The following is a 23571-nucleotide window of genomic DNA, read 5'->3' on the forward strand; positions in this document are numbered from 1 at the left end:
GTTGTGTAGATACCTATGGCTATCGGGGGCAAGCCCTAATGCCCGTCAGTTAAGCGTACACCACCGTCTGTAGGAGCGAGCTTGCTCGCGAAAAACGTCAACGATAACGCGTGCTTCCTGAATAAACGCGGTGCCTGTGAGTTTTTCGCGAGCAAGGGCTAGCCGCCCGCCTCGCTCCTACATAAAGCCTTAACTGACTGGCATTAGAGCAAGCCCCCTCTTATCAAACTTAAAATAACTCGCTGATTTTAAAGGATTAATTTTTCAGTTAAAAACTGAAATTTCACATTCAAAGATCGTTCCCACGCTCCTGCGTGGGATTGCATCCCGTGACGCTCCGCGTCACCTGTGCGCAATCGCCGAAACTTGCAGCGCTTGGCGGGACGCGGAGCGTCCCAGGAGGCATTCCCACGCAGAGCGCGGGAACGATCACCTCAGCGCCAAGAATATTTGTAGGCGCCCCCAGTTTGCTGCGCGACAGCGCTACGTCGAAGAGGTAGTGGGGCCTCCCACATTTGAGTGATGGCCATGCTCCAGATCTGACCTGGCGGCGCCGCTCGACGACGTCGGCACTTTCTTGCACACACCTACCTAAAGCTCCTACCGTCCAAGCCGATAGCCATACGAAGCTCTAACAAAGCCGCGCCGACAATAACGCTTCGTAAGGACGATCCCATGCCCCCACTGCGCTCCATTCAAGCTCGCTATACCCTGTTCCTGGTGCTGTTCGTCCTGGTGTTATTGGTGTTGACTGTCGTGGGTATCGGCCAGTTGGTCGCACCCAAGCTGCAATACACCGAAGAACAGGTGGTACTCAATCGCATCGGCGAAGTGGCCGAACAGATCCAGGGCGAACTGAACAAGGTTCAGGCCCAGCAGCGCACCATCACTCAAACGATTCCGCTGCTCGACAGCGACGCCATCGACAAGGTCCTGCCCGGCCTGGTGGATCAATACGGCGAGCTGAAAGTATTCGGCGGCGGTATCTGGCCGCTGCCCAACCAGCGCACGCCTGGGCGCAACAAACACAGCACGTTCTGGCACCGTGACGCGTCGGGCAAGTTGGCGGTCAACACCTTCTGGAACAGTGACCCCGCGCCCAACTATTACGACCAGAGCTGGTACAAGGGCGGCCTCGCCTCGCCCCGTGGCCAATGCGCCTGGGCCGCCGCCTACAAGGACGACGCCAGCCAGGAGCCGCGCACCAACTGCGCCATGGCGATCCAGCGTGACGGCGCCGCCTATGGCGTGGCGACCATCGACGTGACCCTGGGCTTCTTCAATGACCTGGTGGCCAGCAAGGAAAAAGACATCGGCGGGCAAATGCTGATCGTCGAAGGCGACGGCAAGATCATCAGCAACAGCTCGCGCATCAGCAGCCCGGTGGTGTTGAAGAACATCAGCGAACTGACCGGCACCTCGGCCTTTGCCGCCCAGGTCAGCAAAGCCCTGGCCCATCGTGACCAAGCCTTGCAACGCAGCGAGTTCGACAACCAGGGCGTGGCCAGCACGTTCTACATGCGTCCGATCGAGGGCACCCCGTGGTTCCTGGCGACCGCCCTGCCCACCTCGCTGATCACCGCCCAGCGCAATGACGTGCTCGGCAGCCTGGCGTTGCTGCAAATCCCGATGGTGATCCTGCTGGTGCTGCTCGCGGCGTATGCCATTCGCCAGCTGGTACAGCGCATGAAAGCGCTCAAGGGCAATATCGACGCGCTGTCCGCTGGCGACGCCGACCTCACGCGACGCATCACCATCCGCGCCGAAGACGAACTGGGCGCCATCGGTCACTCGGTGAACCACTTTATCGTCTACCTGCAAAACATGATCGGCGAAGTGACCCAAGCCACCGGCGCCATGGCCTCGGGTCTTGCGCAGCTGCAGCAGACCTCGGCTCACACCAACCAGATCCTGGTGCGCCACGCTTCAGAAACCGACCAGACGGTGACCGCCATCACCGAAATGAGCTCCACCGCCGACACCGTCGCGCAAAACGCCGCTGAAACCGCAGCGTTCACCCAGCGCGCCAACGAACACGCCGACCGTTCCCGGGTGGTGGTGGGCGAAGCGTCCACCAGTGTCAGCGCCTTGATCGGTGAGGTCGCCAGCGCGACCCACACCGTTGAGAACATGCGCCAGGACGCCGCACGCATCACCGAAACCCTCGGCGTGATCGGCGCCATCGCCGGCCAGACCAACCTGCTGGCGCTCAACGCCGCGATTGAAGCGGCGCGGGCCGGCGAACAAGGCCGCGGTTTTGCCGTAGTGGCCGATGAAGTACGCGCACTCGCCGCACGCACCCAGGCCAGCACCTCGCAGATCAACGAGATGCTGGCGCGCTTGACCACCGGAGTAAGCTCATCGGTTACCGCCATGGAAAACACCCAGGCCAGTTGCCAGTCGGCGGCGGATGCCACCGCGCGGGTGAACAGCGGGCTCGATGAAATGGCCGGTTCGGTCAGCCATATCAACAACCTCAGCACCCAGATCGCGACGGCCGCCGAGCAACAGAGCGCCGTGACCGAAGAGATCAACCGCAGCATGGTACAGATCCGACATATGGTAGAAGAGCTGGTCGAAAGCGGCCATGCCACTGAAACCAATACCCACAGCCTGCTGGAAGCGAATGGCCGGGTGATTGCCTTGATGGGGCGCTTCAAAGTGCGTTGATCCACGCCTGAATACTCCCGTGCAAAGCGCGGGAGTCGGACTATTCTCACAGCTCCTGGTTTAAAACCCGCCACACAGGAGGTGTGTCATGCACGCTATCGAGCATCCGATCCGCGTGGAGCGAATCAGCCAGGAACGGTTCATCCACGCCCCTGTCGAGGCCGTCTACGACTACGTGACCCAACCGGACCACTGGCACGAATGGCACCCCTCCTCCCTCAGCGCCGACACCGGCACCCACGGCTCCCTGCCGACCGGTACGCGGTTTACCGAAATCATCGACCTGCTGGGCATCCGCGTGCCGCTGAGCTACCGCGTACACATCGCCCGCTGCCCGTACGAGTTCATGACCGTGTTCACCTCAGTGGTGGTCGACGGTTCCCTGCATTATTGCCTGCAAGCACAGCCTGGCGGCACGTTGTTCACGCGTGTGCTGACCTATGAGACCGAACTGCGACTGGTGACCTTGCATGAGCGCATGATCGAGCTCTCGCGTATCGCGCTGGACCGGCTCAAGCATCGGTTGGAACACGTCAGCGGCTTGGCGCAGTAACCCTGCAGCGGGTGTGTTAATCCCCCGTTAATCTCTCCCAAACAGCATCCGGAGCATCTTTTCCCGGAGTTGATGCCCATGCCTTCCATCCGTGACTTATGCGTCGCCGGCCTGCTTACCGCCAGCGCCGCACCTGTGTTCGCCGCCACCTACGGCCCTGAACTCCAGGGCTTCCAGTACCCCTACCCGGTTGAACGCTTCAACTTCGAGTCCCAAGGTAAAAGCCTGCAGATGGGCTATATGGACGTCCCGGCCAAAGGTAAAGCCAACGGCCGCAGCGTGGTGCTGATGCACGGCAAGAACTTCTGCGGCGCCACCTGGGAAGACTCGATCAAAGCCTTGAGCGACGCGGGTTACCGGGTGATCGCGCCGGACCAGATCGGCTTTTGCACCTCCAGCAAGCCCGAACATTACCAATACAGCTTCCAGCAACTGGCGCTCAACACCCACCAGTTACTGGAAAAGCTCGGCATTCAAAAAGCCACGCTGCTCGGCCACTCCACCGGCGGTATGCTTGCCACGCGCTATGCCTTGATATACCCCGAACAAACCGAACAACTGGCACTGGTCAACCCCATCGGCCTGGAAGACTGGAAGGCCTTGGGCGTGCCGCACCAAAGCGTTGACCAGTGGTATCAGCGCGAGTTGAAACTGAACGCAGACGGCGTGCGCAAGTACGAGCGCGACACCTATTACGTGGGCCGCTGGAAGCCCGAATACGAGCGCTGGGTGGACATGCTCGTCGGCCTCAACCAAGGACCGGGGCATACCTTGGTGGCCTGGAACTCGGCGTTGATTTACGACATGATCTTCACCCAACCGGTGTACTACGAGTTCAAGAACGTGCAAGCGCCGACCCTGCTGTTGATCGGCACCAGCGACACCACCGCCATCGGCAAAGACCTGGCGCCACCGGACGTGAAAGCCAAGGTCGGCAACTACCAGGTGCTGGGCAAGCAGGTGGCCAAGCTGATTCCCCATGCGACCCTGGTGGAGTTCGAAGGCTTGGGCCATGCGCCGCAGATGGAAGAACCGGCGCGGTTTCATCAAGCGCTGTTGCAGGGTTTGAAGGCCCTTTAACCTGAGTGAGGCACGCGTGCATGTCGCTACAGATCGCAGTCATTGATGATTGGCAGCAAGTGGCTAGCAGCGTGGTGGATTGGTCGGTGCTGGATCCCTTGGGCCAGGTGCATTTTCTCCATGACTACCCCGCCGATACGGCCACGATGGTCGAGCGTCTGCTGACGTTCGACGTCATCTGCGTGATGCGCGAGCGCTCCCCCTTCGACCAGGCCTTACTGCAAGGGCTGCCCAGGCTCAAATTGCTGGTGACCGGTGGCATGCGCAACGCCGCCATCGACATCGCCGCCGCCAAGGCATTGGGTATCCAGGTGTGCGGCACCGACAGCTATAAGCAGGCCGCGCCGGAGCTGACCTGGGCGCTGATCATGGCCTCGACACGCAACCTGCTGGCCGAAGCCAATTCCCTGCGCGCAGGCGGTTGGCAAGTCGGCCTGGGCGGCGACCTGTATGGCAAGACCTTGGGCATCCTCGGGCTGGGCAGCATCGGGCAAAAAGTCGCACAGTTCGCCCAGGTCTTCGGCATGCGCGTGATCGCCTGGAGCGAAAACCTCACGCCGCAACGGGCAGCCGAGTCCGGCGTGACCTGGGTGAGCAAGCGCGAGCTGTTCGAACAGGCTGACATTCTGACCATTCACTTGGTACTCAGCGAACGCAGTCGCGGTCTGGTCGATGCGCAGGCGTTGAGCTGGATGAAACCCAGTGCCCGGCTGGTCAACACGGCACGCGGGCCGATTGTGGATGAACAGGCGCTGGTTGAGGCATTGAGCAGCGGGCGACTGGCCGGCGCGGCGCTGGACGTATATAGCCAGGAGCCACTACCGTTTGAACATCCCTTCCGCTCGCTGCCAAACGTGCTGGCAACGCCCCATGTCGGTTACGTGAGCGAACAGAACTACCATCAGTTCTATCAGCAGATGATCGAAGACATCCAGGCCTGGACGAACGGCGCACCCATTCGGGTGCTCGGCTGACGCACCATTTCAGTGCGGGCGCCCACTTGTGGCGAGGGAGCTTGCTCCCGCTGGGGCGCGCAGCGCCCCCAAAATAAGGGAGCGCTGCGCACTCCAGCGGGAGCAAGCTCCCTCGCCACACTGTTTAAGCCTGCTTAACCTTATAAGTTTTTGTCCTACAATTTCCCCGAATAAACCCTATGGATGCTGGAATCTGTCCTAGACTGATGACCGATGGGTCCGTTCCAAAACAAAAACCCCGCAAAAAATCGAAACTTTCGAACTCTGCCGCAGGTCCAGTTTTAGGTAAGGCGAACGTATCCGGTTCAGGCCGCATGCCCGCCCATCCAAACTTTTTTAGCTAACCGTGCAACTGGCATACGCCTTGCCAGTTTGTATTGCGCTTGTGCGCCTGGCCGCAGGATGCGGTCACTCGGAGCCAATGGCAGCGGGCCATTAGCCGACCAACGAAACAAGGGGAGTGCATTATGATCAGTGCCGCAGTAGTAACTCAGGGAGAGCGTTTTAGTCAGCCGGCAGGGGGGCCTACATCGTTGGCCGACCTGCCCAACACTGTGCGGCCGATCGTGAGTAAGAATCCGAATCGAAAGAAAGTGCTGTTTGTCACCTCCGAGTTTGCCGACCTGGTGAAGACCGGTGGCCTGGGCGACGTCTCCGCCGCCCTGCCCCGCGCCATGGCGCACCTGCACGATGTGCGGGTACTGATTCCCGGTTACCCGCAGGTGATGGAGAGCGACAACCCGATCCATATCGTCGGTGAGCTGGGCGGCCACGCGGCGCTGCCACCATGCAAGATCGGGCGCATGGACCTCAAGGATGGCCTGGTCATCTATGTACTGATCTGCCCTGAGCTGTACGAGCGCGAAGGCACGCCCTACGGCGCCAACAATGGCCGCGACTGGCCGGACAACCACATCCGCTTCGCCCGCCTGGGCCTGGCCGCCGCCGACATGGCCGCCAACCTGGCGCAGATTCACTGGTGCCCGGACCTGGTGCACGCCCACGACTGGCCCGCTGGCCTGGCCCCGGCGTATATGCACTGGCGTGGTTCACGCACACCGACCCTGTTCACCATTCATAACCTCGCCTACCAGGGCGTGGTGAGCCTGGGCTGCACCCCCGAACTGGGCATTCCACCGCACGCCCTGCAACAGGAAGGCATGGAGTTCTACGGCAAGATGTCGTTCCTCAAGGCCGGCATGGCCTACTCCAGCCACATCACCACGGTCAGCGCCACCTATGCCGAGGAAATCACCACGCCGGAATTCGGCTGTGGCCTCGATGGCTTCCTGGCCAGCAAAACCCAGCAAGGCCTGCTCAGCGGGATTCCCAACGGCATCGACGAAAGCTGGGAAACGTCGACCGACCCCCATCTGACCCATAACTTCAATATTGGTGACTGGGAAGGCAAGGCCATCAACGCCGCCCAAGTGCGCGAGCTGTTCGGCCTGCACGACTCCACCGGCCCGTTGTTCGCCGTGGTGTCGCGCCTGGTCTACCAGAAAGGCCTGGACCTTACCGAAGCGGTCGCCAGCTTCATCGTTGAAAACGGTGGCCAGATCGCAATCATCGGGCGTGGCGAGCCGGAAGAAGAACAGGCCATGCGTGAGCTGGCGCTGCGCTTCCCAGGCCAGGTTGGCGTGCGCATCGGCTTCAACGAGACCGACGCCCGCCGCATGTTCGCCGGCAGCGACTTCCTGCTGATGCCATCGCGCTATGAGCCCTGCGGCCTGAGCCAGATGTATGCCCAGCGTTTCGGCTCTTTGCCGGTAGCGCGCAACACTGGCGGCCTGGCCGACACCATTGAAGACGGCGTCACCGGATTCCTGTTCAACGAATCCACCGTCGGCAGCTACAAAGCAGCCTTGGAGCGCGCGTTTAAAGTGTTTTCTTTCCCAGGCCTGCTCAACGCCATGCGCAGCCGCGCCATGACCCAACCCTTTAACTGGTCACAGGCGGTGGAACCCTACGCCGAGCTGTACGAACAACTGGTGGTTAAAGCACTGGGGAAATCGACTAAATAATCAAGAGAGGTCTTCATAGATGCCGTTACGGACTCTGGAAACCTGGCCCCACGGCGCACTGATGCTGGACGCGCAACATACGCGTTTTGCCTTGTGGGCGCCAGACGCGTTTTATGTCAGCGTTGAATTGCAGGACGGGAAATCCATCGCCATGCTGCCCCAGGCAGATGGCTGGTTCGAAGTAGAAGTGGCCTGCCCTGCCGGAACGCTTTACCGCTTCAATATCGACGGCGAACGGGATGTTCCCGACCCTGCCTCCAGGGCCCAGGCGCTGGATGTGCACGGTTGGAGCCGCGTCGTCGACCCGCTCGCGTATGAGTGGCGGCACAGCCACTGGCAAGGCCGCCCCTGGCACGAAGCAGTCATCTACGAACTGCACGTCGGCGCAATGGGCGGTTACGCCGAAGTCGAGAAGCAGCTGCCGCGCCTGGCCGAGCTGGGTGTAACCGCCATCGAACTGATGCCCCTGGCGCAATTCCCCGGTGAGCGCAACTGGGGCTACGACGGCGTACTGCCTTACGCACCCCACTCTACCTATGGCACACCCGAACAACTCAAGCACTTGATCGACAGTGCCCACGGGCATGGCCTGGCGGTGATCCTCGACGTGGTCTACAACCACTTCGGCCCGGATGGCAATTACCTGGGCCAGTACGCCAAGGGCTTCTTCCAGGAAGACGTGCACACCCCATGGGGTGCGGGGATTGATTTCGAGCGCCGTGAAGTACGGGATTTCTTCCTCGATAACGCATTGATGTGGCTGCTTGAATACCGCTTCGACGGCCTGCGCCTGGATGCGGTACACGCCATCGACAACCCCGGGTTCCTGCTGGAACTGGCGCAACGGGTGCGCCAGCAGGTCGACACCGGCCGCCACGTGTGGCTGATGCTGGAAAACGAGCTGAACCAGGCCAGCTTGCTCAAACAGGATTTCGACGCGCAATGGAACGATGACTTCCATAACGTGCTGCACGTACTGCTCACCGGCGAAACCGATGCCTATTACAGCGACTTCGCCGAGCAGCCCACCGCCAAACTGGCACGCTGCCTGGGTGAAGGCTTTATCTACCAGGGCCAGCCCACCCGCCACGGCCATGCACGCGGCGAACCCAGCGCGGGGCTGCCGCCGACCGCCTTCGTGGCGTTCCTGCAGAACCACGACCAGATTGGCAACCGCGCCCTGGGCGAACGCTTGCACCAACTGTGCCCGCCCCAGGCGTTGAAGGCGGCGACCGCGCTGTTGCTGCTGTCGCCGATGATCCCGCTGATGTTCATGGGCGATGAAGTCAATGCCGCGCAGCCGTTCCTGTTCTTCACCGATCATCACGGTGAGCTGGCGCAGGCCGTCCGTGAGGGCCGACGTAACGAGTTCGCCGATTTCGCCGCGTTTCATGACCCCGAGCAGCGCGAACGGATTCCCGATCCCAACGCAGTGACGACCTTCCTGCAATCGAAGCCGTCCCTGGTCGAAAACGAGCATGCCCAGCTCTATCGCCACTTGCTGGGCCTGCGCCATCAATATGTGGTGCCCCATCTGCCCGGCAGTGTGGCCATGGGTGCGCAGGTGCTGGCGGACAGCGCCGTGACTGCGCGCTGGCGCCTGGGCGATGGCAGCGTGTTGCAAATCGACCTGAACCTGAGCGCCGAGCCTATCGACCAGCCCGCCTCGCCACATGTGATCTTTCAAACGCCTGTCGAGCCCGTGGCGCACCTGCCGCCCCTCAGCGCACGCGTGTCCTTATTCCCCGTCGGAGAAGAGTTTTGAGCGAAGCGAACCTGGAACTACTCGCCAGCCGCGCGGGCCTGGCCGTCGATTGGATCGATGCCAACGGTCGCCCGCAACATGTGCAGCCCGACGCCCTGCGCGCCGTGCTCAAAGGGCTGGGGCACCCGGCCGATACCGAGGCCGAGATCGACGCCAGCCTGCGAGAACTGGAGCAGGCCCAGCAGGACAAGCATCTGCCGCCGCTGCTGACCGTCGACAGCGGTGAAGGCCTGGACCTGGCGCGCTTCTTTGCACCCGACACGCCGTGCCGCGTCCATCTGGAAAACGGTGAAACCCTGGAGCTGCGTCTGGACGGTGATGCCGTGCTGCCTGGCGTCATCGCCGTGGGCTACCACCTAGCGCATATCGACGGCCAGACGTTTACCCTCGCGGTTGCACCCGCCCGATGCTATAGCGTGGCCGAAGCGGTCGACACCAACCCCGCCCGCGCCTGGGGCCTGAGCGCCCAGCTCTACTCGTTGCGCCGCCTGGGCGACGGCGGTTTTGGCGACACCCTGGCCCTGGAGCACCTGGCCCGCTCAGCCGCCGAGCGCGGGGCCGACGCCCTGGCGATCAGCCCGATGCATGCCATGTTCAGCGCCGACGCCGAGCGCTACAGCCCCTATTCGCCTTCCAGCCGGCTGTTTCTCAACAGCCTGTATGCCTCGCCGGCCTGCATTTTGGGCGAACGTGAAGTGCGTAATGCCATCGAAACCGCAGGCCTCGCCGAGGAGCTGCATGAGCTGGAACAGCTCACGCTGATCGACTGGCCCGCCGCCGCCAAGGCCAAGCAACGTCTGCTGCGCGCCCTGTATGAAGATTTCCGCCACGGTCACCATCCGCAACACGCCGATTTCCAGAGCTTCCGACAGACTGGCGGCGAAGCCCTGGAAAACCACTGCCGTTTCGAAGCGGTACAAGCGTTGCGCGCCGCCGCCGGCGAAGAACTCGATTGGCGCCACTGGCCGCAAGACTGGCGTACACCGCAGAGCCCGGCGCTGGTGCAGTTCGCCGAGGAGCACCGCGAGGAGATCGGCTATTTCGCCTTCACCCAATGGCTGATCGCGCGCAGCCTGCAACGTGCGCAACAGGCGGCGCGTGGCAGCGGCATGGGTATCGGCCTGATCGCCGACCTGGCGGTGGGCGCGGACGGTGCCGGCAGCCAGGCCTGGAGTCGCCAGGACGAATTGCTCGCCGACCTGACCGTCGGCGCGCCACCGGACATTCTCAACCGTGCGGGCCAGGGCTGGGGCATTTCTGCGTTTTCCCCCGAGGGCCTCAAACGCAACGGTTTCCGCGCTTTCATTGAAATGCTGCGGGCCAATTTCGCCCATGCAGGCGGCCTGCGTATCGACCATGTGATGGGCCTGCAACGCCTGTGGGTCATCCCGAACGGCGCATCGCCGCGCGAAGGCGCCTACCTTTATTACCCGGTGGACGACATGCTGCGCCTGTTGGCCCTGGAATCCCATCGTCACCAGGCCATTGTGCTCGGTGAAGACCTGGGCACCGTGCCCGACGGCCTGCGCGAAAAACTCAGCAGCCGGGCGATCCTCGGCATGCGCGTGTTGTTGTTCGAGCAAAACCACGAAGGCCAGTTCAGGCCTATCCTCGACTGGCCCGACAACGCCCTGGCCACCACCAGCACCCACGACTTGCCGACCCTCAACGGCTGGTGGCACAGCCGCGACATCGAATGGAATATCCAGCTGGGCCTGATCGACGCGCCAACCGTAGACCAGTGGAGCGAACACCGCCTGCGCGAACGGCAGGCCCTGCGTCAGGCCTTGAGCCAGGACCCGCAGAACTTCGTCGATGAAATCCGCAACGACACCGACCACATGATCGATGCCAGCGTGCGCTACCTCGGCCACACCCGTGCACCGCTGGTGTTGCTGCCGCTGGAGGATGCGCTGGGCATGGAGGAACAACCCAACCTGCCCGGCACCACCGACACCCACCCCAATTGGCGCCGCCGCCTGCCAGGCGAAGCGTCCAGCCTGCTCGACAATGCCGGCGCCGCGCGCCGCCTCGAGCTGCTGGCCGTCGCGCGCAACCAAGCTTATGAGCGTGACCGATGAAAGCACTGCCCTTGCGCGCTACCCAGCGCCTGCAATTTCATAAAGGCTTCACCCTGGATGACGCGGTGCCATTGGTGCCGTATTTTGCCCGACTGGGCATCAGCCACCTGTATGCCTCGCCCCTGCTCAAAGCCCGTGCCGGTTCGATGCACGGCTACGACGTGGTCGACCCTACCCGCGTCAACCCGGAACTGGGCGGCGAGGCGGCGTTGCAGCGCCTGGTGGCCGCGTTGCGCGAACACGATATGGGCCTGATCCTCGACATCGTCTCCAACCATATGGCCGTCGGTGGCGCCGACAACCCCTGGTGGCTGGACCTGCTGGAATGGGGGCGCTTGAGCCCCTACAGCGAATTCTTCGATATTCAATGGCACTCCCCGGACCCGCTGCTCAAGGGCCAATTGCTGATGCCGTTCCTTGGCAGCGATTACGGCGAAGCGTTGCAGAGCGGCAGCCTGGTGCTGAAGTTTGACGCGGCGCAGGGTGCGTTTTACGTCGAGCACTACGAACACCGTTTCCCGATCTGCCCACGGGATTACGCCCTGGTGCTTGGCGGCGACGAGGGGCTCAAGCCCTTGGCCGATCGCTTCGCCACCCTGGCTTATCAGGATGACGCCTACGCCGAAGCCGCCCTGCTCAAACAGGCCTTGGCCGAGCGCGCCAGCGAACTGCTGCCCGCCATCGAACAGCGCCTCGCCGCGTTCGACGGGCGTACACCGGAAGGCTTTGCGCGCCTGCATCAACTGCTGGAACAACAAAGCTACCGCCTGGCCAGTTGGCGCACGGCGGCGGACGACATCAACTGGCGCCGTTTCTTCGATGTGAACGAGCTGGGCGGCCTGCGCGTGGAGCGCACGGCGGTGTTCGAGGCCACCCACGGCAAGATTTTCGAGTTGATCAGCGCAGGCTTGATCGATGGCCTGCGCATCGACCACATCGACGGGCTGGCCGACCCACGCGGTTACTGCCGCAAGCTGCGGCGCCGGGTGGATGCACTGTCGCCACAGCGGCATTTGCCGATCTTCGTGGAGAAGATCCTCGGCGAAGGCGAGACCCTGCGCGAAGACTGGCAAGTGGACGGCACCACCGGCTACGAATTCATGAACCAACTGTCGTTGCTGCAACACCATCCGGACGGTTTCACGCCGCTGGCCGAGTTGTGGTCACGCCACAGCGAACGGCCTTCGGCATTTATCGAAGAAGCCCGGCTGGCGCGCCAGCAGATTCTCAATGGCTCGTTGGGCGGCGATTTCGAAAGCGTGGCCCAGGCGCTGCTGCAAGTGGCGCGTGACGACGTAATGACCCGCGACCTGACCCTGGGCGCGATCCGTCGCGCCTTGCAGGAACTGATCGTGCACTTCCCGGTGTACCGCACCTATATCAGCGCACGCGGGCGCAGCGCGGCTGACGACAAGGTGTTCCAGCAGGCCATGGACGGCGCGCGCAGCACCCTGAGCGAAGGTGACTGGCCGGTGCTCGATCACCTGGAAAAATGGCTGGGTGGGCAACCCTGGCGCAATCGCCCGCTGGGCCGCGAGCGCAAGATGCTCAAGCATGCCTGCGTGCGCTTCCAGCAACTGACCTCGCCCGCCGCCGCCAAGGCCGTGGAAGACACGGCGTTCTACCGTTCGGCGGTGCTGTTGTCGCGTAACGATGTGGGCTTCAGCACCGAGCAGTTCAGCGCGCCGTTGGCCGATTTTCACGCGGTCAACCAGCAGCGGCTGCAGTGCTTCCCGCACAACCTGCTGGCCACCGCCACCCACGACCATAAACGCGGCGAAGATACCCGCGCCCGTCTGGCGGTGCTGAGCGAGTGCGCTTCCTGGTATGCCGAGCAGGTCGAACACTGGCGCAGCCTGGCCGCACCGCTGCGCGACAGCGCCGACAGCCCCTCGGCAGGCGATGAACTGATTCTGTATCAGGTGCTGCTCGGCAGCTGGCCGCTGGAGCCGAACCCCGACCTCGAGGCCTATCAGCAACGCCTGTGGCAATGGCAACAGAAAGCCCTGCGCGAAGCCAAGCTGCAGAGCAGTTGGAGCGCGCCCAACGAGGCCTACGAACAGGGCGTCGAAGCGTTCCTGAAGCGCGTTTTGCTCAGTGAGGCCGGCGCCCCGCTGCGCAGCGCCCTTACCGCTGCGGCCGAGGCGATTGCACCCGCTGGTGCCTTGAACGGGCTGGCGCAGTCTTTGCTTCACCTGAGCGTGCCGGGCGTGCCGGACGTCTATCAAGGCGATGAGTTCTGGGACTTCAGCCTGGTAGACCCGGACAACCGCCGCCCGGTGGACTTCCAGGCGCGGCAACGCGCGTTGGAGGCGCCAGTGGACACCGTTGAACTGTTGGCCAACTGGCGCGACGGGCGTATCAAACAGGCGTTGATCGCGCAGGTACTGACCTTGCGCAAGGCTAACCTCGAGCTGTTCAGCGACGGTGCTTACACCGCCCTGGAGGTGGTTGGGCAACAGGCCGAGCACGTCGTCGCCTTCTGCCGCGAACACCAAGGCAACCATGTGCTGGTGGTGGTGCCACGCTGGCCCCGGCGCCTGCTCGAAAATGCGCTGCAGCCGTTGATTCCTGCGCAGGTTTGGGGCGATACGCGGGTGAAATTACCGTTCGCCGCCGCAACGCAAAACTGGAAGGGACTTTTTCAGACGAGCGTAGTCACACCAGACAAGGAGCTGTTGATCAGCGCTGCCCTGGGGGATTTCCCGGTCAATGTCTTTATCAATTCCGATAGTCAAGAAAGCTGAACATTTTCTCTGAGGAGTGTGTGATGAGTAATGAAGACAAACGCATCCGCGAACTAGCGCATCAGATCTGGGAGTCCGAAGGCAAGCCTCACGGTGAAGATGCCCGTCACTGGGAGATGGCGCGCAAGCTGGCCGAAGCCGAGGCGCTGACGCCAAGCAAGCCCAAGCCGGCCGCCAAGCCGAAGACTGCCCCGAAGGCAGCGGCCAAAGCCAAGCCGGCTGAGCCTGCCGCCGCCAAACCGGCGCCAAAAAAGCCCGCTGCGCCGAAAAAGCCCAAACCTCCCGCTCATTGATCGCCGCGCCCCCTGACTGCATTGCCGTCAGGGGAGCCTTTATCTCTTTACGTCATGCGCTGAATAACTGTCAGTACGGCCGCGTTCGGCCCGAAAAAAAGAACCCCTGCAGGAGCAACACCATGAGCAAGCCCGAAAAAGCCTCAACGACGCCGGACCACGAGCCGTCGCGGATTCGTGAAGGTTTGCCCTTCCCTCTTGGCGCCACCTGGGACGGCCTGGGCGTTAACTTCGCGCTGTTTTCGGCCAACGCCACCAAGGTCGAACTGTGCCTGTTCGATGATGCTGGCGAGGTGGAACTGGAGCGCATCGAACTGCCCGAATACACCGACGAGATCTTCCACGGCTACCTGCCCGACGCCCACCCCGGGCTGATCTACGGCTACCGTGTGTATGGTCCCTACGACCCGGCAAACGGCCATCGTTTCAACCACAACAAATTGCTGATCGACCCCTACGCCAAGCAACTGGTGGGCGAACTCAAATGGTCTGAAGCGCTGTTCGGCTACACCATCGGCCACCCCGACGACGACCTCAGCTTCGACGAGCGCGACAGTGCGCCCTTCGTGCCTAAATGCAAGGTCATCGACCCGGCGCACACCTGGGGCAATGACCAGCCGGTGCGCGTGCCGTGGGACCGCACCATTATTTACGAGACCCACCTGCGCGGCATCAGCATGCGCCACCCTTCGGTCGGCGAATCCGTGCGCGGTACCTGCGCCGGGCTGATGGAAGATGACGTGCTCAAGCACATCCGCCAGTTGGGGGTTTCTTCGGTCGAGCTGTTGCCGGTCCACGCCTTCGTCAACGACCAGCATTTGCTGGAAAAAGGCATGACCAACTACTGGGGCTACAACAGCATCGCGTTTTTTGCGCCCGACCCGCGCTATCTGGCCAGCGGCAAGATCGCCGAGTTCAAGGAAATGGTCGCGCACCTGCATGAGCAGAAGCTCGAAGTGATCCTCGATGTGGTTTACAACCACACCGCCGAAGGCAACGAGCGCGGCCCTACCCTGTCGATGCGCGGCATCGACAATGCTTCGTACTACCGGTTGATGCCCGATGACAAGCGCTTCTACATCAATGATTCCGGCACCGGCAACACCCTGGACCTGAGTCACCCCTGCGTGCTGCAGATGGTCACCGACTCCTTGCGTTACTGGGCCACCGAGATGCACGTCGACGGCTTCCGCTTCGACCTTGCGACGATTCTGGGGCGCTACCGCGACGGCTTTGACGAACGTCACAGCTTCCTCGTGGCATGCCGCCAGGACCCGATCCTGCGCCAGCTCAAATTGATCGCCGAACCCTGGGACTGCGGGCCCGGCGGCTATCAAGTGGGCAATTTCCCACCTGGCTGGGCAGAATGGAACGACCGTTTCCGCGACACCGTGCGTGCGTTCTGGAAAGGCGACGACGGCCAGCTGGCGGACTTCGCCGGGCGCATGACGGCCTCGGGCGAGATGTTCAACCACCGTGGGCGCCGGCCTTACAGCTCGGTAAACTTCATCACCGCCCACGACGGGTTCACCCTGCACGACCTGGTGTCGTACAACGACAAGCACAACGAAGCCAACGACGAAAACAACCAGGACGGCAGCAACAACAACCTGTCGTGGAACCATGGCGTCGAAGGCCCTACCGACGATCCGGAAATCAACGAACTGCGCCTGCGCCAGATGCGCAACTTCTTCGCCACCCTGCTGCTGGCACAAGGCACGCCGATGATTGTGGCCGGTGATGAATTCGCCCGCACCCAGCACGGCAACAACAATGCCTACTGCCAGGACAGCGAAATCGGTTGGGTCAACTGGGATCTGGACGACGACGGCAAGGCGCTGCTCAAGTTCGTCAAACGCCTGATCAAGTTGCGCCTGGCGTACCCGATCCTGCGTCGTGGGCGCTTCCTGGTCGGCGACTACAACGAAGACATCGGCGTCAAAGACGTCACCTGGCTGGCGCCGGATGGCAATGAAATGACCACTGAGCAGTGGGAAGACAGCAACGGTCGTTGCCTCGGCATGCTGATGGATGGCCGCGCCCAGGAGACCGGGATTCGTCGTGCCGGCGCCGATGCCACTCTGTTGCTGGTGGTGAATGCCCATCACGATATGGTCAATTTCCGCCTGCCACCGGTGCCCCAGGGCGAGTTCTGGAATTGCCTGCTCGATACCAACGACCCTGCGGTGCGTGGCCAGGAGCGCTTTGACTTCGAACACGAGTACGCCGCGACCGGCCGCTCGCTGCTACTGTTTGAGCTTCACCACGACGACGAGGTGTGAGATGGCGTTGCACGGATTCCTTTCCGGCTACCGGGGCTATGCGGACACGCAAGCCCTGGGTAAGGCCTTGAAGGACCTTCAGGAAGAAGGCCTGGACCAACTGCCGTTGCCCGGCAGCGGCCAGACGCTTACGCGCTACAGCGGGCTGGCGCAAGTCGCCGGCCATGACCTGCGCCTGTGCAAGCTGTTCGAAGGCCACACCGATGCGCTGGCGATCATTGCTGAACTCGACAGCCCGCTGCCGCCCTTGGGCAGCACCTGGGGGATGTGGGCCGCCGAGCCGCCGAGCGCCAAGGTGCGCGTGCGGCGCGACGGCCAGCGCTTGATCGTCGACGGGCGTAAAGCCTGGTGTTCAGGCGCGTCCGTGGTTTCGCACGGGTTGTTGACCGCGTGGGACGAGGAGGATCGTCAGCAACTGGTGGCCGTGGAAATGGATCAGCCGGGCGTTACGGTAACGGATGAAGGTTGGGATGCGGTGGGCATGGCCGCCACCGGAAGTGTCGAGATCGTCTTCAGCGAGGCCAGGGGCCTCGCAGTCGGCGGGCCGGGCGACTATCTGGCGCGCCCGGGGTTCTGGCACGGCGGCATTGGCATTGCGGCGTGCTGGTATGGCGCGGCGCAGCGCCTGGCCGAAGTGCTGCGCGAGCAGTGCAGCAAGCACCCTGAGCCGCATGCCCTGGCCCACCTCGGCGCGGTGGACAGTGCATTGAACAGCGCAGCCTGCGTGCTGCGCGCCAGTGCCGAGCAGATCGACCGGGCACCGACCGCCGATGCCCGGTTGCTGGCCCAGCAAGTGCGCGCGTGCGTCGAGGAAACCGTCGAGCAGGTGATCCAGCATGTCGGCCGTGGCGTAGGCGCGGGGCCTTACTGCAAGGACCCGCACTTCGCCCAATTGATGGCGGACTTGCCGGTGTATGTGCGCCAAAGCCACGCCGAACGCGACTTGGCCGCCCTGGGCATGCAGGTCGCCGGCGAACCTTCAGGGAGGTGGCAGTTATGAAACCCAACCCGATTGTCGGCCAAGGCACCTCCCTGCATTACTGGCAAACCTCGTCGCGCCTGGCTGAACTGCCGCACATCAGCGTTGAGCAACTGGTACCGGAGGGGCACCGTGCCGTCATCATTGCCCCGCACCCGGACGATGAAGTGCTCGGCTGCGGCGGTTTGCTGCAAGGCCTGGCCGACCTGGGCCGGCCCATTCAGTTGATCTCGGTCACCGACGGCAGCGCCAGTCATCCAGGCTCGCAACGCTGGCCGGTGCAACGCCTGAGCGTGGTGCGCCCCCAGGAGTCGGCCCAGGCCCTGCATCGCCTGGGCTTGCCGATGCACAGTCTGAAGTGGCTGCGCGCCGGGTTCACCGACAGCAAAGTTGCCGAGCGCGAGGAAGAACTGGCCGTATTCATCCAGCGCTACCTCAAACCCGACGACGTGGTATTCGCCACCTGGCGCGAAGACGGTCATTGCGACCATGAGGCTGTCGGCCGCGCCAGTGCGAAAGCCGCCCAGGCCGTGGGCGCCACCTTGTACGAACTGCCCGTGTGGACCTGGCACTGGGCGACCGCCGAAGACGGCATGGTGCCGTGGCACCGTGCGCGCAAGATCCCTTTGACGCCCGAGAGGGTGGCGCGCAAACGCCATGCCATCCACGCCTTCGCCAGCCAGCTGGAGGGCGACCCCCAGATCGGCCTGCCCCCCGTGCTGGCGCCCTATGTGGTGGAGCGCTTGCTGCAACCTTTTGAAGTGGTGTTCGTTTGAGTGTGACAACCCCCTATTTCGACCAGATGTTCGCCGGCAACGACGACCCCTGGGCATTTCGCCAACGTTGGTACGAACGGCGCAAGCGCGCCATGACCCTGGCGGTACTGACCCGCGCGCGCTATGCCTCGATCTTCGAACCCGGCTGTGCGAACGGCGAGTTGAGTGCCGAGCTGGCGGCGCGCTGTGATCGCTTGCTGTGCTGTGACACGGCGAGCGCTGCGGTGACGCTGGCCAAGAAGCGGCTCGCAGGGTTTTCCAACGTACAGGTGGAGCAGTGCCGGTTGCCCGAACAGTGGCCATCGGGGCAATTCGAGCTGATCGTGCTAAGTGAGCTGTGTTACTACCTTGACGCCGCTGATCTCGAGCGCCTGATTGACCGCTGCCTCGACACCTTGACGGATGACGGCCAGCTGCTGGCGTGCCATTGGCGCCCGCCCATTGAAGGCTGCCCGCAAACTGCCGAACAGGTCCACGCCTTGCTCCAGCAGCGGCTGGGCCTGCATTCGGTCGTGCGTCACCATGAAGAAGATTTCCTGCTCGACCTGTGGGGTCGCGACGGCGCCTCGGTCGCCAGCCTTGAGGGCCTGCGATGATCGGCATTCTGATTCCAGTGCATAACGAAGAAGCGTTGCTGGGCGAGTGCCTGAGGGCTGCACAAATAGCCGCGCGTCATTCGGATCTGCACGGCGAAGCGGTACAGATCCTGGTGGTGCTCGATAGCTGCAGCGACGGCAGTGAAGCCATTGCCCGCGCGCACGGGGTGCACAGCCTGGCGGTGCAGGCACGGAATGTCGGGCATGCCCGAGGGGTTGGCGCGCAACATCTGCTGAGCCTGGGCGCGCGCTGGATCGCCTGCACCGACGCCGACAGCCTCGTGGCTCCGGACTGGCTGGTGGCGCAACTGGCGCTGGGCTGCGACGCCGTGTGCGGCACCGTGACCGTGGACGCCTGGAGTGCAGACTTCGACGCAGCGGCGCAGATTCGCTACCACCAGGCTTACCAGGCCCGCGACGGGCATCGGCATATCCACGGCGCCAACCTGGGGGTAAGCGCCAGCGCCTATCTGCAGGCAGGTGGTTTTGAACCCCTGGCATGCCATGAAGATGTGCAGTTGGTGCGCAACCTGGAACGTTGCGGTGCTTCCATCGCCTGGAGCCACAGCCCGCAAGTGATCACCAGCGCACGCCTGGAGTGTCGCGCCCAGGGTGGTTTCGGTGACTATTTGAAGAGCCTGATGCAGGTTTCGTAAAAAGAACCCCATTTCTTGTCTATGCTTATAACCCATCGCACAGCGCTCCAGGATCGGAGCGCCGCGCACTCACCGCAGCGGAGCCTGGGGTGAACACACGCTTGAACCGACAAGGATGTGACACCCCATGAAAACCGCCTCGTTAAGCGAGGGCCGTCGCGGCCCCGCGCAAATCTGGAACAGCGCGCCGCAGTTGGCGCATATCCCCGCTATCTCGCTGACCAGCCTGGTACCGCCCGGCGCCCGGGTGGTGGTGATTGCCCCTCACCCCGGCGATGAAGTGCTCGCCTGCGGGGGCCTGCTGCAGCTGCTCAGCACCCGCGCGCACCCGTTGAAATTAATTTCCATCACCGATGGCAGCGCCAGCCACCCTGGCTCCCAGATCTGGTCGGCCAACCGCCTTAGCGCGGTGCGCCCCCAGGAAAGCGCCGAGGCCCTGCGCCGCTTGGGCGTGCCACTGCACAGCCTGAAATGGATTCGTGGCGGCTTTCGCGATAACGCCCTGGCCAGCCATGAACAGCCGATCAGCCAGTTCATCGCCCGCTACCTGCAGCCAGGTGATGTGGTGTTCACCACCTGGCGCCATGATGGCAACGATGACCACGAAGCCGTCGGCCGTGCCAGCGCCGAGGCGTGCAAACTGGTGGGCGCGCAACTCTATGAATTGCCGATGTGGGCCTGGCATTGGCCGGCACGCGAAGGCTCGGTGATCCCTTGGCAGCGCGCGCGCAAGTTGTGCCTCGACACTTGGAGCGTGGCGCACAAGCTGCACGCCGTGCACGCCTACGCCAGCCAGCTGATGGGCGACCCCGCGATCGGCCTTGCGCCAATGCTTGCCCAGGTGCTGCTGGAGCGCATGCGCGAGCCCTACGAAATTGTGTTCATCTAGGCAAAGGTGGCAAAACGCCGGTGCCCAGCGCATGAAAATTTCGTTAACTGATTCATCTCGTAGGCTTTTTCCCACAGGCTCAATCTGCCACACTGATGCGAATAATTATCAACAGATTTATTATTCGCTAAGGATGGCGTTCCGGGAGAGCTACATTCATGTCTGTGCGACACCACGGCGGCAAAGGGTTTTCACCGAGTTCGATAGCAATTGCTATCTGCCTGACCACCACCCAGGCGACCTTCGCGGCCGAAGCCGACGCCCCGCCCACTACCATTGAGCTCGGCGCTACCGAGGTTTCGGGGCACCAACTTGGCGAAACCACTGAAGGCAGCGAGTCGTACACCACCGGTTCAATGAAAACCGCAACCAAACTACCCCTGACCCTGCGTGAAACCCCACAGGCCGTCACCGTGATTACCCGTCAGCGCATGGATGACCAGGCGATGACCAGCATCAATGATGTGGTCAACGCCACGCCAGGACTGTTCCTCAACTACTCCAGCGGCCCCGGCCGGCAGGGCTACACCGCGCGTGGTTTCAACGTCGACAACCTCATGTACGACGGCATTCCCAGTGGTTATGACGGCGTTAACGTCGGTGCCCAGCCGAACCTGGCGATGTTCGATCGCGTCGAGGTGGTTCGCGGTGCCACTGGCCTGGTTACCGGCGCCGGTAACCCCTCGGCGGCGATCAACCTGATTCGCAAGCGGCCCCTGGCCGAGCAGAAGGTCACCTTGACTGGCGCCGCTGGCAGTTGGGACGACTACCGCGGCGAACTCGACGCTTCCAGCCCGCTCAATGACAGCGGCACCTGGCGTGGCCGAGTGGTCACCTCTTATCGCGACGCCAACAGTTTCATCGACAAGGCCGAGCAGGATCACGGCTTGTTCTACGCCGTGACCGAAGCCGACCTGAGCGAAGACACCCGCCTGACCCTCGGCTACTCCAACCAGAAAGACAAGACCAACTACTTCTGGGGCTCGTCGATGATCGGCCTGGATGGCCATCACCTCGACCTGTCGCGTTCGTACAATCCCGGCACCGACTGGGAGAACAAAGACCAGGAAATCAACACCGTCTTCGTCGAACTGCGCCAGCAACTGGCCAATGATTGGGCACTGCACGTCAACGCCAACTACGCCGTACAAGACGCATTGTTCTCCGGTTCCTACCAGTCGCGCTGGACCGACAATACCCTGGCCCGCACCGTGTACCAGTCCGCCGCCGATGAAAAGCAGGCCGGGTTCGACGCCTTTGCCAGCGGCCCGTTCCAGGCGTTCGGGCGCACCCATGAGCTGGTCGTGGGCACCAGCAAGCGCATCTACGACCTGACCACCCGCAACTACAGCCCGTACGATCTGAATTGGCCGATCAACGCCGGCAAACCGAACTTTACCCACACCAACAACCAGCGCGATGTCACCACTCAGGACGGTGTGTACGTCACCACCCGCCTGAGCCTGGCCGACCCGCTCAAGCTGATCCTCGGCGGGCGCCTGGACTGGTACGACTACGACAACCGTGATGGCGACGGCGACTATAAAGTCACCCGTAACCTCACCCGCTACGCGGGCCTGATCTACGATCTGGACGACCAGCACTCGGTGTATGCCAGCTACAGCGACATCTTCACGCCGCAACGTGAAAAAAGCACCGGCGCCACCCCGCTCAAGCCCATCGTCGGCAAAAACTATGAGGTCGGCATCAAGGGCGAATACCTGGGCGGCGCGCTGAATGCCAGCGTGGCGCTGTTCCGTGTCGACCAGGAAAACCGCGCCGTGCAGATCGTCGTGCCGGACTGCCCGCAGGCCTCCTGCTACCAGGCCTCGGGCGAGATTCGCAGCCAGGGTATCGACTTCGAACTGCAGGGCGCCTTGACCGAGAACTGGCAGGTCGGCGGTGGCTACACCTATGCGCGCACCCACACCATCAAGGACGCCGCCAACCCGCAGAAGGTCAACAAGCAGTTCGACACCGACACCCCGGAGCACCTGTTCAAGGTCACCACCCGCTACAACTTCCAGGGCCCGCTGGAAAAACTCCGCGTGGGCGGCAACATCTCCTGGCAGAGCCGCATGTACAACGACATCCAGCTGGCGGACGGCAGCACCTATCGGCTCAAACAAGGCGGCTACGCCGTCACCGACCTGATGGCCGGCTACCGGGTCAACCAGAATCTGGACCTGCAGCTCAACGCCAACAATATCTTTGATCGTCACTACTACCAGTCCATCTCCGAAGCCGTTACCTACGGCGGCGATTCCTACGGCAGCCCCCGCAACATGATGCTGACGGCCAAGTACAGCTTCTGATCGTCATCCGCGGCTGCCCGCTCGGGCGGCCGTGCTTAAAGTCCCCCAACGGCCTGCCGATAACCGTCTGTCGGATCTTGTCCGGCCCCCTTCGCCACACCTGCTTTTCCTGCGGCCAGCGTGGCACGCCGCATGCTTGGTTCCTGGCCAAACCACATGGAGTACACGTGAATGCTCAACCGCACACGCTTTATGGAGCACTACCGCAAGGCCGACCGCATCATGCTGGCGTTGATCTGGCTGATGTTCCTGTTCTCCTTGGGCCTGGCGTTCTGGCATGACACCTTCACCCAGGCGCTGATCGTCGGGGGCGGCACCGGCGTGGTGCTGACCGCGCTCTACCGCGCCATTGGCGGCACCCGTGTGATGCGGTGTGTGCTCGGTGCCGGCCTGATGGTGATGGCAGCCTTGCACATCAATCAGGCGCAGGGGGTGATCGAAGCGCACTTCGGTATTTTCGCGCTGCTGGCGGTGCTGACGTTCTACCGTGACTGGCTGCCGATCCTGGTGGCGGCGCTGACCATCGCCGTGCATCACCTGGTATTCCATGCCCTGCAGCATCAAGGCCTGCCCGTGTTTGTGATGGCGCATCACGGCGGCTGGACAATGATTTTCGTGCACGCGTTCTACGTGGTGATGGAAACGGTCGCCCTGCTCTACCTCGCCGTGCACAGCCACGCCGAGGCGGTCGAAAGCCAGGAAATGCTCGAAAAAATGCTCGCTGTCACCTCGCAATTCGAAGCCGACACCGCCAGGGGTGAAGACAAGGTGCGGGTGTCCCTCGCCAAGCGCTTCGACCACTTCCTGCAGCAACTCACCCACCTGATCGACGGCGTCGCACGCGACTCCCATGGCCTCGGCCAACTCGGCCAGGAACTGGCCACGGCCAGC

The 23571-nt window shown here is 62.8% G+C and carries 16 protein-coding genes; all 16 read left to right on the plus strand.

Going from position 1 to position 23571, the window contains the following annotated elements:
- The first annotated feature begins 675 nt into the window (after positions 1-675).
- The 16 genes from C4J92_RS14430 to C4J92_RS14510 all read left to right on the plus strand — a co-directional run bounded on the left by C4J92_RS14430 (position 676) and on the right by C4J92_RS14510 (position 22680).
- Positions 676-2670, plus strand: a complete 1995-nt coding sequence (locus tag C4J92_RS14430; protein WP_124367195.1) for a methyl-accepting chemotaxis protein — start codon at positions 676-678, stop codon at positions 2668-2670.
- Between the two features lie 88 nt (positions 2671-2758).
- A complete protein-coding gene (locus C4J92_RS14435) occupies positions 2759-3223 on the plus strand; it encodes an SRPBCC family protein (protein WP_124404332.1) in 465 nt (154 codons plus the stop codon).
- 78 nt (positions 3224-3301) lie between these two features.
- Entirely contained in the window at positions 3302-4303 is a 1002-nt protein-coding gene (locus C4J92_RS14440) for an alpha/beta fold hydrolase (RefSeq protein ID WP_124404333.1), read from the plus strand.
- 20 nt (positions 4304-4323) lie between these two features.
- Positions 4324-5277, plus strand: coding sequence for a D-2-hydroxyacid dehydrogenase family protein (locus C4J92_RS14445; protein WP_124404334.1), 954 nt, complete (start codon positions 4324-4326; stop codon positions 5275-5277).
- Between the two features lie 467 nt (positions 5278-5744).
- Positions 5745-7301, plus strand: a complete 1557-nt coding sequence (glgA, locus tag C4J92_RS14455; RefSeq protein ID WP_124404335.1) for a glycogen synthase GlgA — start codon at positions 5745-5747, stop codon at positions 7299-7301.
- A gap of 19 nt (positions 7302-7320) precedes the next feature.
- On the plus strand, positions 7321-9066 hold the full coding sequence (gene treZ / locus C4J92_RS14460) for a malto-oligosyltrehalose trehalohydrolase (RefSeq protein WP_124404336.1): 1746 nt from the start codon (positions 7321-7323) through the stop codon (positions 9064-9066).
- A complete protein-coding gene (malQ, locus tag C4J92_RS14465; protein WP_124404337.1) occupies positions 9063-11147 on the plus strand; it encodes a 4-alpha-glucanotransferase in 2085 nt (694 codons plus the stop codon). The genes treZ and malQ overlap by 4 nt, the downstream gene beginning before the upstream one ends.
- Positions 11144-13894, plus strand: coding sequence for a malto-oligosyltrehalose synthase (locus C4J92_RS14470; RefSeq protein ID WP_124404338.1), 2751 nt, complete (start codon positions 11144-11146; stop codon positions 13892-13894). Before malQ ends, C4J92_RS14470 begins: the two co-directional genes overlap by 4 nt.
- Before the next feature lie 23 nt (positions 13895-13917).
- The gene (locus tag C4J92_RS14475; RefSeq protein ID WP_124363040.1) at positions 13918-14187 is read left to right on the plus strand and encodes a DUF2934 domain-containing protein; all 270 of its coding nucleotides are present in this window, start codon (positions 13918-13920) and stop codon (positions 14185-14187) included.
- Between the two features lie 122 nt (positions 14188-14309).
- Positions 14310-16469: a glycogen debranching protein GlgX gene (gene glgX, locus C4J92_RS14480; RefSeq protein WP_124404339.1), complete on the plus strand. Its 2160-nt coding sequence runs from the start codon at positions 14310-14312 to the stop codon at positions 16467-16469.
- A gap of 1 nt (position 16470) precedes the next feature.
- Positions 16471-17469 (plus strand): acyl-CoA dehydrogenase family protein, encoded by a 999-nt coding sequence (locus C4J92_RS14485; RefSeq protein ID WP_124404340.1) that lies wholly within the window; start codon positions 16471-16473, stop codon positions 17467-17469.
- Positions 17466-18224 carry a PIG-L deacetylase family protein gene (locus C4J92_RS14490; protein ID WP_124404341.1) on the plus strand — a complete coding sequence of 253 codons (759 nt, stop codon included), beginning with the start codon at positions 17466-17468 and terminating at the stop codon, positions 18222-18224. Before C4J92_RS14485 ends, C4J92_RS14490 begins: the two co-directional genes overlap by 4 nt.
- A complete protein-coding gene (locus C4J92_RS14495; protein ID WP_124404342.1) occupies positions 18221-18820 on the plus strand; it encodes an SAM-dependent methyltransferase in 600 nt (199 codons plus the stop codon). Before C4J92_RS14490 ends, C4J92_RS14495 begins: the two co-directional genes overlap by 4 nt.
- Positions 18817-19476: a glycosyltransferase family 2 protein gene (locus C4J92_RS14500; protein ID WP_124404343.1), complete on the plus strand. Its 660-nt coding sequence runs from the start codon at positions 18817-18819 to the stop codon at positions 19474-19476. The genes C4J92_RS14495 and C4J92_RS14500 overlap by 4 nt, the downstream gene beginning before the upstream one ends.
- Positions 19477-19603: 127 nt before the next feature.
- On the plus strand, positions 19604-20365 hold the full coding sequence (locus tag C4J92_RS14505; RefSeq protein ID WP_124404344.1) for a PIG-L deacetylase family protein: 762 nt from the start codon (positions 19604-19606) through the stop codon (positions 20363-20365).
- Between the two features lie 158 nt (positions 20366-20523).
- Positions 20524-22680: a TonB-dependent siderophore receptor gene (locus C4J92_RS14510; RefSeq protein WP_124404345.1), complete on the plus strand. Its 2157-nt coding sequence runs from the start codon at positions 20524-20526 to the stop codon at positions 22678-22680.
- Positions 22681-23571 lie beyond the last annotated feature (891 nt).

This window comes from Pseudomonas sp. R3-18-08 (assembly GCF_003852065.1).
GTDB lineage: Bacteria > Pseudomonadota > Gammaproteobacteria > Pseudomonadales > Pseudomonadaceae > Aquipseudomonas.